Annotated in this window: 13 protein-coding genes; 7 read left to right on the forward strand and 6 right to left on the reverse strand. The window is 38.9% G+C overall.

Translation table 11 applies throughout. The features are described from left to right. The first annotated feature begins 64 nt into the window (after positions 1–64). The 5 genes from KO525_RS05585 to KO525_RS05605 all read left to right on the forward strand — a co-directional run bounded on the left by KO525_RS05585 (position 65) and on the right by KO525_RS05605 (position 3,944). Complete coding sequence (locus tag KO525_RS05585) at positions 65–817, forward strand: methyltransferase domain-containing protein (RefSeq protein ID WP_215962810.1); 753 nt, start codon at positions 65–67, stop codon at positions 815–817. A 70-nt stretch (positions 818–887) separates the two neighbouring features. After that, entirely contained in the window at positions 888–1,631 is a 744-nt protein-coding gene (locus tag KO525_RS05590; RefSeq protein WP_256448304.1) for a sulfite exporter TauE/SafE family protein, read from the forward strand. A 20-nt stretch (positions 1,632–1,651) separates the two neighbouring features. Beyond that, entirely contained in the window at positions 1,652–2,026 is a 375-nt protein-coding gene (locus KO525_RS05595) for a rhodanese-like domain-containing protein (protein WP_215962812.1), read from the forward strand. 242 nt (positions 2,027–2,268) lie between these two features. Further along, positions 2,269–3,021, forward strand: coding sequence for an electron transfer flavoprotein subunit beta/FixA family protein (locus tag KO525_RS05600; protein ID WP_215962813.1), 753 nt, complete (start codon positions 2,269–2,271; stop codon positions 3,019–3,021). Further along, the gene (locus tag KO525_RS05605) at positions 3,018–3,944 is read left to right on the forward strand and encodes an electron transfer flavoprotein subunit alpha/FixB family protein (RefSeq protein WP_215962814.1); all 927 of its coding nucleotides are present in this window, start codon (positions 3,018–3,020) and stop codon (positions 3,942–3,944) included. Before KO525_RS05600 ends, KO525_RS05605 begins: the two co-directional genes overlap by 4 nt. A gap of 47 nt (positions 3,945–3,991) precedes the next feature. Here the strand turns inward: KO525_RS05605 and KO525_RS19955 are convergent, their stop codons facing one another. The 3 genes from KO525_RS19955 to KO525_RS05620 all read right to left on the reverse strand — a co-directional run bounded on the left by KO525_RS19955 (position 3,992) and on the right by KO525_RS05620 (position 6,116). Continuing rightward, positions 3,992–4,480 (reverse strand): GNAT family N-acetyltransferase, encoded by a 489-nt coding sequence (locus KO525_RS19955; RefSeq protein ID WP_368668254.1) that lies wholly within the window; start codon positions 4,478–4,480, stop codon positions 3,992–3,994. A gap of 70 nt (positions 4,481–4,550) precedes the next feature. Continuing rightward, positions 4,551–5,312 (reverse strand): hypothetical protein, encoded by a 762-nt coding sequence (locus KO525_RS05615; RefSeq protein ID WP_215962816.1) that lies wholly within the window; start codon positions 5,310–5,312, stop codon positions 4,551–4,553. 87 nt (positions 5,313–5,399) lie between these two features. Continuing rightward, complete coding sequence (locus KO525_RS05620; RefSeq protein ID WP_215962817.1) at positions 5,400–6,116, reverse strand: sensor histidine kinase KdpD; 717 nt, start codon at positions 6,114–6,116, stop codon at positions 5,400–5,402. A gap of 252 nt (positions 6,117–6,368) precedes the next feature. On the opposite strand from KO525_RS05620, the gene cysB reads away from it, so the two are divergent. Then, positions 6,369–7,343: an HTH-type transcriptional regulator CysB gene (cysB, locus tag KO525_RS05625; RefSeq protein WP_215962818.1), complete on the forward strand. Its 975-nt coding sequence runs from the start codon at positions 6,369–6,371 to the stop codon at positions 7,341–7,343. 87 nt (positions 7,344–7,430) lie between these two features. Here cysB and KO525_RS05630 read toward each other — a convergent pair whose 3' ends face one another. Further along, positions 7,431–8,657 carry a NupC/NupG family nucleoside CNT transporter gene (locus tag KO525_RS05630; protein WP_215962819.1) on the reverse strand — a complete coding sequence of 409 codons (1,227 nt, stop codon included), beginning with the start codon at positions 8,655–8,657 and terminating at the stop codon, positions 7,431–7,433. Positions 8,658–8,897: 240 nt separating this feature from the next. Between KO525_RS05630 and KO525_RS05635 the strand changes: the two genes are divergently transcribed. Next, positions 8,898–11,204 (forward strand): TonB-dependent receptor, encoded by a 2,307-nt coding sequence (locus KO525_RS05635; protein WP_215962820.1) that lies wholly within the window; start codon positions 8,898–8,900, stop codon positions 11,202–11,204. 143 nt (positions 11,205–11,347) lie between these two features. On the opposite strand, the gene pyk is transcribed toward KO525_RS05635, so the two are convergent. Together pyk and KO525_RS05645 are read right to left on the reverse strand one after the other, a co-directional pair. Further along, on the reverse strand, positions 11,348–12,787 hold the full coding sequence (pyk, locus tag KO525_RS05640; protein ID WP_215962821.1) for a pyruvate kinase: 1,440 nt from the start codon (positions 12,785–12,787) through the stop codon (positions 11,348–11,350). A gap of 163 nt (positions 12,788–12,950) precedes the next feature. Beyond that, positions 12,951–13,808 (reverse strand): MurR/RpiR family transcriptional regulator, encoded by an 858-nt coding sequence (locus tag KO525_RS05645; protein ID WP_215962822.1) that lies wholly within the window; start codon positions 13,806–13,808, stop codon positions 12,951–12,953. Between the last annotated feature and the right edge of the window lie 282 nt (positions 13,809–14,090).

Below are 14,090 nucleotides of genomic sequence, written 5' to 3' on the forward strand. Positions count from 1 at the left end.
TCTTTCATTGTTGATAGTTTAAGTGTAACTAATAATTTAGTTGTCGAGAAGGTCACAAATATATATGAAACCCGCACTCGGTTATCGTTGGATCCAGCCAGTGGAACATTGGCAAGAATTTCCAAATGGAGAGCTGTTAAAACAACAAGAAAACACCTCTATAAGTCATAGACTAAATCTTTGTTTTGGTAATCATTTGCTTAAAATTGGTTCACTTGCCAGTGCAATAGATACCACAACATGCCGTATTAACCATCAAATTAGTTTAGCTAATTTGGCCAGCAGAACTGAAAGTACTGGGGTCGTTGGCGAAATTGATGAATTGCCGTTTGTTCAACATGCAATTGACACTGCGGTGGTTTCTCATGTTCTTGAGTTTAGCGCAGATCCCCATCAAACGTTACGCGAAGTTCATAGAGTGTTAATGCCTAACGGAAACTTAATATTAACCGTGTTTAACCCTTTATCACTTCTTCTAGTTGGCAAGCTTTGGCCATTTAAGTCCAACAAGTCTTTTTGGCATTGCCGACTTTTTTCAATTCCACGGATAAAAGACTGGCTGAACCTGTTAGGTTTTGAGGTTATTGATGAACATTATTTATGTCATTCGACCTTATTAGGTGAAATTAAGGAGCAAAAGAAAGGTCGCATTACCAATATGTTCGCCAATATTGCGCCCAAAATGGGTTCTGTTTGCGTATTGACCGCTAAAAAACGAGAGTGGCCTTTAACACCCATTCGACCAAGAGTTCGATATAGAACGGTTTTTCAACCAGCTGTGCGGACGGCGTCCATGTTAGACCATGACAAAAATTAAGTGTGTACATTTTGAGTATTTGTGTCACAATTTGGGGTATAAGATATAACTTTTAGGAATATGCATTTTGTTGGTCGTTGTTGCTCTAATAATTGGATTGGCGATGGGATTGTTTGGATCAGGTGGTGCAATCCTAACTTTGCCGAGTTTAATTTATTTTCTAGGCATTGAAGATAAAGTCGCTATTATTGGTTCGTTAGTCGTTGTTGGTTTTATTTCAGCGGTTACGGCAATACCGCATTTATTTTCAAAAACGACAAATTTTAGTGCTCTAGTGTATTTTGCGCCTAGTGGTATTGCCATGAGTTTCCTTGGTGCAAAAATTGGCTCATTTACCTCAAGTGAAATACAGATAAGCGTATTTGCATTATTGGCCTTTTTAGCCGCAATCAAACTATTAATGCAGCCAAATTTACCTTCGACAAACTCGTCAGAAGTAAAAAAACTTTCTCTTGTTATCACCGGCGGTATAGTCGGTTTTTTTACTGGTTTTATCGGAGTTGGGGGAGGGTTCTTAATTGTTCCAAGTCTTATTCTGCTCGCCAATTTAAGTATAAGAGCTGCGGCGGCAACTAGTGTTGTAATCATATTGCTGCAATCTATAGTAGGTACCGCAGCATATGCATTATATTCACCAGACTATTTTGATCAGTTACCTTGGAAAACCTTAATGTTTATAGGTGTAATTGCGTCTGTTGGATCTTTGTCAGGTGTCGTTCTTTCACGTTACTTGAGTCAAACCCTATTATCGAGAATACTTGGGGTGTTACTGATCCTTGTATCAACCACTTTGTTATATACCAAATTATTTTAATTAAAAATTAGGAGAAAGCGATGTTAACGTCAATTGGAGACATTGTTGCCAATGTTAAGCAAGAAATTCGTGAAATAAGTGTTGCTGATTTTAAAGAAATACTTAATAAAAATACCGTAGTTATAGATGTTCGTGAGCCATCAGAGTACTCATTGGGACATATAGAAAGTGCCGTAAACTATCCTCGTGGTGTGTTGGAAATGCAAATTACTCAACATCCATCGGTTAAAGATTTAGCCGATCCGATGTTAGGGTTAGCCGATCAAGATATTTATTTAATTTGTCGCTCTGGCGCTCGTTCAGCATTAGCTGCTGAGTCACTTAACCGTATGGGACTAGACGCTGTATATTCTGTTGCTGGAGGCATGGTCGCCTGGGAACAGCAAGCGTCTTAATTTAATGTCGTTTAATTCTCTAATGGTGTTTATGGAATAGATCTAAATATTGTTTTTATTTCTTAAACACCCTGCAACTTATCTAAAACAACCTACATTTGTATAAGTTAACTTTACAATTCTATGATTTTTTTAGAGTGATCACAGGTTGACGTTTACGTTAACTGCGATTACATTGTTCTACATTATAACGAGACCGTAAACAAAACCCATATCAGATTGATTTAGGTTTAGGAGATGATATGAAAGTTCTAGTACCGATAAAACGAGTTATTGACTATAACGTTAAAGCGCGCGTTAAAGCTGACAACAGTGATGTCGATTTAGCTAATGTGAAAATGGCAATGAACCCATTTTGTGAAATCGCGGTTGAAGAAGCCGTTCGATTAAAAGAGAAGGGCATTGCGACTGAAGTAGTTGTTGTTTCTATTGGCACAAAAGCATGTCAAGAACAACTGCGTACCGCATTAGCTCTTGGTGCTGATAGTGCGATACAAATTGAGACTGACCTCAATCTTGGCTCTTTGCAAGTTGCCAAATTATTGCAAAAAGTGGTTGAAGAAATTCAACCTGAGTTGGTCATATTGGGTAAACAGTCAATAGACTCGGATAATAATCAAACAGGGCAAATGCTAGCTGCGTTAACAAATATGCCGCAGGGCACCTTTGCTAGTGAAGTAAATGTAGCAGATGGAAAGGTTGCGGTAACTCGTGAAATTGACGGCGGATTACAAACTGTATCATTGTCTTTACCGGCCATTGTCACTACAGACTTAAGACTAAATGAGCCTCGTTATGCCTCTTTACCGAACATTATGAAAGCAAAACGTAAGCCATTGGAAGTCAAAGTAGCAGCGGATATGGGCGTTGATACGACCACCAAACTAAATGTACTAAAAGTAGAAGAGCCTGCTAAGCGCGTGGCTGGAGTTATGGTCGAATCGGTAATAGACCTAGTCGAAAAATTAAAAAATGAAGCGAAGGTGATCGCATGAGTATTTTATTAATTGCGGAACATGATAATTCTGAATTGAAAGCCGATACATTAAAAGCGGCAGATGCTGCCAGTCAAATTGGTGGTGACATTCATATTTTGGTCGCAGGTAGTGACTGTATGTCGGTTGCACAGAGCGCACAAAAAGTTGCCGGTGTGACTAAAGTACTGGTGGTTGATAACGCTTGTTATGAACATGCTTTGGCGGAAAATATGTCAGCGTTAGTTGTTTCTTTGGCGGCAGATTATTCTCACATTATGGCGCCAGCAACGACCACAGGTAAAAATTATATGCCTCGTGTTGCGGCATTACTCGATGTTGAACAGGTGTCGGATATTATCGCTGTTGAAAGCTCTGATACATTCAAGCGACCCATTTATGCAGGTAATGCGATAGCAACAGTACAGTCTGAGTACGCTAAAAAGGTTATAACAGTGCGTACCGCTGCATTTGATAAAGCTGACTTATCTGGTAACGCTGAATTAGTAAACATAGAAGCAGCTGCATCGACAGATCTTTCGACATTTGTAAGTCATGAATTAACCAAGTCAGAACGTCCAGAACTAACAGCGGCCAATGTCGTTATTTCGGGTGGTCGCGGTATGCAAAATGGTGATAACTTTAAACTGTTAGATGGTATTGCTGATAAACTTGGCGCTGCTATTGGTGCTTCTCGAGCTGCTGTTGATGCGGGTTTTGTACCGAATGATATGCAGGTTGGTCAAACTGGTAAGATAGTCGCGCCGGATCTATATATTGCAGTGGGGATTTCAGGGGCGATTCAACACCTTGCCGGAATGAAAGATTCAAAAGTTATTGTTGCTATCAATAAAGATCCTGAAGCACCAATCTTTCAAGTGGCTGATTATGGTTTAGAAGCAGATTTGTTTGAAGTTTTGCCGCAACTAGAAGCTGCATTATAAATTAACTTGCCTAGTCGCAGTGTCATTTACTCTGCTAAGTTGGTTTATTAAGGCCTGCACATAAGTGTCAGGCCTTTTTTATGCTCTTTTATTAGTGCGTTAGGGGTTTTATTATCGGGAGCACTTTGCACCCTAAAGCCAAACGGTTGGTAAAGTGATGTTAGTTCATTTGGGCAACTAAGCAGTAACCTAGCGTCACTTTTATTACACAATAAAGTTAATATCTGTTTGGCGATTCCGTAATGTCGATGCTCTGGGTCCACAAAAAGGCTTCTTAATACAAATTGACCTAGTTCGGGGTGGTCATAACTTTGGCAAGACTGCGCTTCAGACCTAGGTTTAATGTTAATACTTTTGTTGGTTGGTAAATAACAGCGTATTAATCCAGCTCCTATGATTTTGTCTCCATTATAACTGACTGCAACAAGGTCAGATTGATGGCAACTAACATTTAATTTGAAGGAACGGTAAAAGCGATTTACGGGTTTGAATGTTGTTCCCATCAATAAGTTGCTTTTGATATTTGTATTAGGCATAAAAAAAGCAGGCTAGACCTGCTCCTCTGAGGTGTGTTATTTATAAACCCACAATCTATAGATTACGGTATTACCACTTTTTCTTAGGGGCGAATAACTCGTCTAAATCATCTTTTTCGTCTTCAATTTTTTTCTTAACCGCTTTTGCGTTTGCCGACTTCAAATCAGAAGCAATCAGCTCTAAGCGTTCAGTTACATTTTTCTTACGAGCAACAATATAGTCGTCTGAATAGGGTTGAGCTTCCAATGTGGCAAGTGCTTTTTCAAAATATTGTCTAGCGGAGCCTGTCAAGCCATTAGTAATTGCAAGTTTTCCTCGCTTAATCTGAGATTCGACATTTATTTTGAGCTGTAATTTTTCAATTTTTTTGTCTTCTTGCATGAACAAATTGCTAGGTATACGCCCCTTACCATGTTCAGACCGAAGAATCGTGCGGTATTTTTTAATACCTTGGATCAGCGCAATCAGAAGTTTTTCATTGTCAGGTAATTCCGTATTTGAAACCTCCGCACTCGGAAAATCCCCAGCTGTGATTTTTTCTTTGATACTTTGAATGCGTGCTACAACATCCTTTTGACCGGGATTAGTTTCATTCATCCCTGTTAAAGCATGATGCACTCGGCGATAAAGTATAGAATAACCTTCATTGGAAATTGGTACACCAACCTCATTCATTATCGTTTCGTCGGTTTCTTCTATGATTGCTCTATATTTAGCCATCTCTTGTCGCTTCTCAGCTTCAAGTTTGTCTTTTTGTTGTTGCATTGTATTCGCTACAACCGCAATAATGACAAGCCCTATAATTAGCGCGACGATGATCGCAAATAGCATACCGCTTCCTCTGTTTCTATAATTATTAATCGAAGATATATAGATTACTATCTAATTTCATTGTTCATAGTAAACAATAATTGGGCATTAAGGTAGTGTTAATGTGAATACACTGCCGTCTAATTCCCCACCGTTTTCCAGTTGTATTTTGCCTACATTTCCATCTTGAATATGTTTAGCAGCAATAAGTTGGGCAAAATAAAGGCCCAATCCAGTCCGGCTCATAGTCATATTGAATGTACTCGGTGTCGGCACAAGTTTATCTAGCATATTTTCAGGATAACCAGCACCATCATCTAATATTTTTACAATTAATGTTTCACCTTGCTGAAAAGCTTTTACTTTAATTGAGGTTTTACAGTAACGCATCGCATTTACAAAAACGTCATTAAGTAAATTGGCAACTAGTTCATTGTCAAAATACCAGGCCAGCTCATCTTCTATTTCAAACTCGATGTTTAGTTTTCGGTTATCGATATACAATTCATTTTTTGCGACAAGTTCTTCGAGTATCTCATCAAGGTAATATTCGTCTATATTCAGCGGTAATGTGTCACAATCTTCACGGTATAAAGCTAGGATTTGTAATAAATTTGAATTTAATCTAGAGGCTTCGTAGTGGATCCCAGCGAGTTCTTGTGCTTCTTCTGCGCCTTTCTGCTCTAACTTATTACTTAAGTTTTCTATTGATTGAATGAGCAAACAAAGACTGTTTTTCATATCGTGAACCGATGATGCTAATACCGTTGAAAATTCAATTGTACGAGTTTGTTGAAGAGGTGCATTTGGATCCGCGATAGTCATTTATCGTAATTCTCTTTTAGTTGTTTAAACAAACGTTACCTTAATTATTGCACTTTGATGATAGGTCTTTGGTAATTTTATTCCATCAATTTTACTATCGTTATGTGATTTTTGTTGCAAATATTGCGTTCTTATTCCTAAAAAGTGCATAAAAATGAAGTTTTTTATAAAAAAATGCAATTCTTTATGGAATAAATTAACGAATATGTATATATTTTTCGAATAACGAAGGCCAAATAAGCAACAATTCAAATGAAATTACAGCAATTACGTTACATCGTCGAAGTAGAAAACCATAATTTAAATGTTTCAGCAACGGCAGAAAGCCTCTATACCTCTCAGCCAGGGATCAGCAAACAAGTTCGTATGTTAGAAGATGAGCTTGGTATTCAAATATTTGGTCGCAGTGGTAAGCATTTAACTCATGTGACACCAGCCGGTAAAGAAATAATTGATATTGCGCATGATATCTTGAGTAAAGTGGACAGTATAAAGTCAGTTGCGCGTGAGCACACCTTACCTGATCAAGGTAAGTTGAATGTTGCAACAACCCATACTCAAGCGCGTTACGCTTTGCCTGAAGTTATCAAAGGGTTTATGGCGAGGTTCCCAAAAGTGTCTTTGCATATGCATCAAGGTACGCCGTCACAAATTAGTGATGCTGCTGCAAAAGGAGAGGCCGATTTTGCAATTGCAACAGAAGCACTGCATTTATATAACGATTTGGTTATGTTGCCTTGTTATCACTGGAATCGCTCGATTGTCGTGAAAAAAGATCACCCTCTGGCGTTAAAAACTGAGCGTGTGACAATTGAAGATATCGCTCAATTTTCACTAGTAACTTATGTATTTGGTTTTACTGGCCGTTCTGAATTGGATAAAGCGTTTGCTAATAAAGGGCTCGAACCTAAAATCGTATTCACCGCAACCGATGCAGATGTCATTAAGACTTATGTGAGAATGGGGCTAGGAGTAGGTGTTGTCGCGACCATGGCAATCGATGACGATGATAGTGATTTAGTCGCAATTGATGCTGGACACATATTTGAAGCGTCAACAACTAAGATTGGGTTCCGCAAGGGCAGTTTCTTACGTACTTATATGTATGAATTTATTGAACGATTTGCGCCACACTTAACACGTGATGTTGTAGAAAGAGCCTGTTTATTAAGAAACCAAGAAGAAGTTGATAAGATGTTCGCAGATATGGATTTACCACTTAGGTAAGCCAATTTGTAAACAATAAAATACGGGATGCCAAAAACATCCCGTATTTTTTTTGCCTAAAATTTAGTGCAAACTCAATTTTACTCGCTATAACGTCACAAATAGTCCTGCAATAGCCGCACTTAATAGATTTGCTAATGTTGCTGCCATTACCGCTTTTAAGCCAAGTTCTGCGAGGTCGTGTCGTCTTTCTGGCGCCATACTGCCAATACCACCAATTAATATTGCGATTGAAGATAAGTTAGCAAATCCGCAGAGGCCAAACGTGATTATAACTTGAGTAATTTCACTTAATTGTTCTTTATGTTTGATAAAATCTAAGTAAGCAACAAACTCGTTTAATACAAGTTTTTGACCCAAGAAGCTTCCAGCAATGTGTGCTTCAGACCAAGGAATACCTAAAATAAAAGCAATAGGTGCAAACAAGTAACCAAGTATGAGTTGCAACGTAAGTTCATCAAAATCAAATAGTCCGCCAACCGCGCCTAAAATTCCATTTAATAAGCTTATCAACGCGATAAAAGCCATTAACATTGCGCCAATACTTAGCGCAAACTTCATACCTTCAGCGGCGCCATCGGCTGCTGCGTCAATAACATTAACATGGTTACTCGACGTTAAATTAAGCTCTTCTATATCGTTTTTAGGCACTTCCGTTTCTGGCATCATGATCTTAGCCATAAGTAAACCACCGGGAGCGGCCATAAAGCTTGCGGCAATGAGATATTTAAGTTCGATACCAATACCGGATAAACCAGCGATTATTGCACCAGCGACTGTCGCCATACCGCCTACCATTACGGCAAACAATTCTGATCGAGTCATTGTTTTTAAAAATGGTTTTACAACCAGTGGAGCTTCGGCTTGTCCAACGACAATATTTGCGGCGGCACACATGGACTCAGGTTTACTGGTTCGAGTGACATAACGTAACCCCCCACCAATAATACTAACTGCTTTACCCATTACACCTAAATAATAAAGCACCGCTATTAACGAGCTAAAAAAGACAATGACCGGAAGAATATGAACAGCAAAGATAAAGCCAAGACTCTTGCCACCAATTTGTTCACCGAACAAAAAGAGAATGCCGTCTTCTGCATAACTAAACACATTGTTTAATGTGCTCGAAACTGCCATAAGAATGTCTTTTCCAGGCTCCCAATAAAGAACCATTGCACCCAAACCAAACTGCAGTAAAAACGCACAAATGGTGGTTCGCTTACTAATAACCTTGCGGTTTGCTGAAAACAGAACTGCAATCGCTAATAATGTGGCGATCCCGAAAACACTTCGTAACCAATCGAATTCCACCAAAATACTCCAAATATTATGTTTTATTTTTCTAGTGGAGGATAATAAGTGGAAAAATCAGAGTTGCAATAGTTGAACCTAGATTCGACCAAATAAAGACTAAAATTAGTCATTTTATAAAAAGTATCGAAATATTATTCAAATTCTAGGACAATGCACTTGTTAACATAACTTTTATGTATTACTAATTTATTAAAATCTAAAATCAAGACACACTTCAACAATAACTACGGAATAGACATGAAACTATTTAAGAAAGCAACAATAGCTAATATTGTGCAAATAGCACTTTTAAGTACAGCTTCAAATATTGCTTTAGCTGCGGATAAAAAGGCTGAAGACGACGGCAAACTAGAGCGCATTACAGTTACAGCGCTAAAACGCACTCAATCTATTCAAGATGTGCCGGTGTCAATAGCGACCTTGTCAGGCGAAAAATTTGAAAATATGTTTTCTTCAGGCGATGACGTTTTAGCACTTGCTACAAAAGTACCAGGGTTATACGCTGAGTCATCAAACGGCCGTGTAGCGCCACGTTTTTATATGCGTGGACTTGGTAACACCGATTTTGATTTAGCTGCCTCTCAGCCAGTTTCTATTATTATGGATGACGTAGTAATGGAAAATGTAGTATTAAAAAGTTTTCCATTATTTGACGTCGACCAAGTTGAAGTGATCCGTGGCCCGCAGGGGACGTTATTTGGACGTAATACGACGGCCGGTATCATTAAATTTACAAGCCGTAAGCCAACAGACGATTTTGAAGCTTATGTAAGAGCCGGCGTAGGTAGCTATGGACTACAAAATTTTGAGGGCGCAGTTGGCGGTGGCTTAACTGAAGACCTAACAGCGCGCTTATCTGTGTTAAATCAATCTAAAGATGATTGGATCGAAAACGGTTTCACTGGCGAAAAAGACGCTATGGGTGGTCACTCTGACCAAGCGGTCCGCCTCCAAGTTGGATACAACCCAACCGATGCATTAGATATTTTGTTTAACTACCACACACGAACTCTAGAAGGGACTTCTTCTATATTTAGAGCCAACGTACTGACCCAAGGTAAGTCGGGCTTAAACAGCAATTACGACCGTGACAAAGTGTATTACGATAAAGGTGATAACAATCCACAGGAATATGATAATTCTGGCTGGAGCGTTAACGTAACCTATGATTTAGGTGCGATTACGCTTACTTCGATAACCGCTATGGAAATGGCGGATGGTCGAAGCTTAGGAGATATCGATGGTGGTGTCTTACGTAATGCCGATGGTTCGACGCCTAGTGATGTTGATTACGTTGAATACCAAGATGATTTTAACAATGACCTAATTTCGTATCCTGGATTTATTCCTTTTGATGCGATTACTGAAGATCAATTGAAAGACTTAGAGCAATTTACTCAAGAAATTCGTTTTAGCAGTAATACAACGAACCCGTTGTCTTGGCAAACTGGTGTGTACTTTTTTGATTCTTCATTTAGCGTAACGAGTATTGATGGCTTTTTTGGCGCAACTGAAGTCTTCCACGAAAATACAACTTGGGCGGTATTTGGCCAAACCACGTATCAATTATCTGATGAATTATCAGTAATTGGTGGCTTGCGTTATACCAAAGATAAAAAATCCCTTTCTGTTGGTAAACAAAACGAAGATGGTTTTGCCGTAATTATTGGTGCAGCGTCTATACAGGACTATGACGACGTTTCAGTATCCGATGGTCAATGGAGTTGGGAAGGCATGGCAAACTATAGAGTAAGCGAAGACGTGAGCCTATATGCCAGAATTTCTAACGGTTTCAGAGCACAATCTATCCAAGGCCGCGACATCGCATTTGAAGGTATGCCGTCTACCGCTAAAGCTGAGACAATTATGTCTTATGAAGCGGGTTTTAAATCAGATTTAATCGACAATACCTTGCGTTTAAACGGCGCTGTTTTTCAATATACTATTGACGACATTCAGTTAACGGCAGTGGGGGGCAATGGAAATAACATTGGTTTAACAAATGCTGGTCAAGGTACGGGACAAGGGTTTGAAGTCGATGCGGAATATCGCGTAACGGAAAATTTAGTTGTTACTGCGGGTTATTCATTAAATAAGACAGAACTCAAAGATAAGTCGTTAAGAATTGCAACATGTGGTTCAGGTGCGTGTACACCTACAGACGAAATTGATCCTGAAAACGGTGGTGCCATTGTTCATGGTAATCCATTCCCTAATGCACCAGAGTCTATATTTACAGCAACTGGTCGTTATACAGTTCCTATGGGGAATGAGGGCGAAGTGTTTTTCTATGGTGACTATGCGTACCAAGGTAAAACCAATCTCTTCATTTATGAAACCAAAGAGCATGTTACTGACGGTCAGTTTGAATTAGGCTTACGTGCTGGTTATATCAATTATGACATGGATTTCGAAATTGCTGTATTTGGTCGTAACATTACTGATGAAGATAACTTAAAAGCGGGTATCGACTTTAACAACAATACAGGTGTTGTTAACGAACCTGCTGTTTGGGGCATCGAGTTTAAGAAAAACTTCTATTAGTTCCGATAGCTAAGAACGAACGTCTATGTTTGTTCTTAGCTTTAGACATTAAAAAACCCGGTTAGCTAACCGGGTTTTTTTATTTGCGTTGAACAATCTTGAGGGCAATAAATATTATTTGTATTTATTCGCTTTTTTCAAAATTAAACAATCATTAACTTCATTGTATTTGTTGCGCCAATTGTTTCCATTTTGTCGCCATGAGTAACCATGACCAAGTCACCGTCATTTAACTTGCCTGCAGCTTTTAGCGAGTTTAATGCTTCACGTCCGTCTTCAACGGCATACTGTGTGGTATCAAACGAAAACGGATATACACCACGGTATAGTGCACAAAGGTTTAACGTTTTTTGATGACGAGATAATGCATAGATTGGAAGGCCAGATGAAATACGTGATAACAAACGAGCCATACCGCCAGATTCAGTCAATGCTATAATCGCTTTTATGCCAGTCATGTGGTTAGCTGCATACATCGTTGCCATCGCAATTGTTTCAGAGATATTGTCAAACTGAATATCAAGGCGGTGTTTTGAACTTAGTACGCTTGGGTGTTTTTCAGCTCCAACACAAACGTTTGCCATTGCTTGAACCGTTTCTAACGGGAAATCACCAGCGGCTGTTTCAGCAGATAACATTACGGCATCGGTACCATCTAAAACGGCGTTTGATACGTCCATAACTTCAGCACGTGTCGGCATTGGGCTCGAAATCATGCTTTCCATCATTTGAGTTGCTGTGATTACGGCTTTATTTAATTGACGTGAACGAGCGATAAGTTTTTTCTGAACACCGACTAATTCTGCGTCGCCAATTTCTACACCTAAGTCACCACGGGCAACCATGATTACGTCAGACGCTAAAATGATGTCATCAATTGCTTCATCAGTTGCTACCGTTTCTGCACGCTCAACTTTAGCGACGATACGTGGTTTAAAACCAGCTTCGTGAGCTAGTTTACGAGCGTAGTGTAAATCTTCGCCATTACGTGGAAATGAAACAGCAAGATATTCAACGTCAATCTTAGCCGCTGTCAAAATATCTTCTTTATCTTTTTCAGTTAGAGCAGGGGCCGTTAGACCACCACCTTTTCTGTTTATGCCTTTATTATTAGATAATGGCCCGGCAACCGTAACTTCAGTAAGAACCTTAGTACCTTCGATGCTTTCAACGACGAGTTGAACTCGACCGTCATCTAATAATAATAAATCACCTGGTTTAACGTCGTTTGGAAGCTCTTTGTAGTCAATACCAACTTGATGTTGGTCGCCTTCATCACGGCCAAGAGCAGCGTCAAGGATAAATTTGTCGCCTACTGCTAAGTGGATTTTAGTATCTTTAAATCGAGCTACTCGGATTTTTGGACCTTGAAGGTCACCCAAAATTGCAACATACGTATTTAATTTAGCAGCGATTGCACGAACTTTATTTGCGCGTTCAATATGGTCTTCTGCAGACCCATGCGAGAAGTTCATACGTACGGTATTTACGCCGGCCGCAATTATTTTTTCTAGTACGCCTTCTTTATCGGTTGCTGGACCAAGTGTTGAGACAATTTTGGTTCTTCGCAGTGCGTTAGCCATTCGGGGAAACTCCAATATGATTGAGTAGGAAAACTGTAATTAAATTACATTTTGAAAGATTTAAAAAAAATTACAAGGGGATAATGGTCGGATATGAATAAAAGTAACTAAATAAATGCAAAAAAGGCGATATTCATCGCCTTTTATTCATATTTTCAAAAAATTAATTGAAAGTTTCTTTCTTTTCGAAGCGTGATGACCGAAGTGAATCTTTAACTTTCTTTAAGTTGTCTCTAAACTTTGGTCCTCTGCGAAGGGTAAATCCCGTTGCTAATATATCGACAATAACCAAATGGGCTATTCGAGACGCCATCGGCATATATAGGTCTGTATCTTCAGGAACATCTGGACTTAAACAAATATTACACTCTTGAGCCAAAGGGCTGTCTTTAGCAGTAACTCCAATAACGGTTGCATCATTTTGGCGCGCTATTTCTGCAATTTCGACGAGCGGTTTTGTTCGACCGGTATGAGAGAATAAAACGACAACATCTCCCTCTGTGCAGTTCATGCAACTCATGCGCTGCATAACAATGTCTTCAAAACAATTTATTGGTACATTAAAACGGAAAAATTTATTTAATGCATCCTGTGCCACAGAAGCGGATGCACCTAAGCCAAAAAAGCTTATTTTTTTCGCCTGAGTTAAAATATCTACAGAGCGATTAATTTGAGAAATATCAATGCTCTTTCTGGCTGTATTTAATGAAGCCATAGTCGACTCGAATATTTTCGACGTATATTCTTCAGGGCCATCACCTTCATCAACATGACGATTAACATACGGTGTACCGTTTGCTAGGCCTTGCGCCAAATGCAATTTAAAATCTGGGAAACCTTTGGTGTCTAATCGACGACAAAAGCGGTTAACAGTAGGTTCACTCACATCGGCAATTTTCGCTAATGTTGCAATTGACGAATGAATTGCCTGCTCAGGATTATCGATAATGACTTCAGCCACTTTTCTTTCCGATTTACTGAACGTAGTTATCTGTAAGTTTATTTTCTCAAGAATATTCATTAAAAGCCCTCGTACTCACAACGTTGCAAAGGTAATATATTGTCTCAAAACAAATAGCTTTGACTAATATAAGCTTTATCAATTGTCAGTAGTAACTGTTGTTGATTACCTAATCTTATGTATCGCATTAGAAAGTAATTACTAATTAAAAACAACATTATTCGTCAAAAGTTTACTGGAAATGTAAAAAAATTACAAAATTACGGTTTACATGGGCTATATTAGTTAGTTAGCATTGCGAACATGTAGTTTAATTACAAATTGACCTAAAATTACAATAAA

Origin of the sequence: Psychrosphaera sp. B3R10, assembly GCF_018861025.1 — a bacterium.
Taxonomy (GTDB): domain Bacteria; phylum Pseudomonadota; class Gammaproteobacteria; order Enterobacterales; family Alteromonadaceae; genus Psychrosphaera; species Psychrosphaera algicola.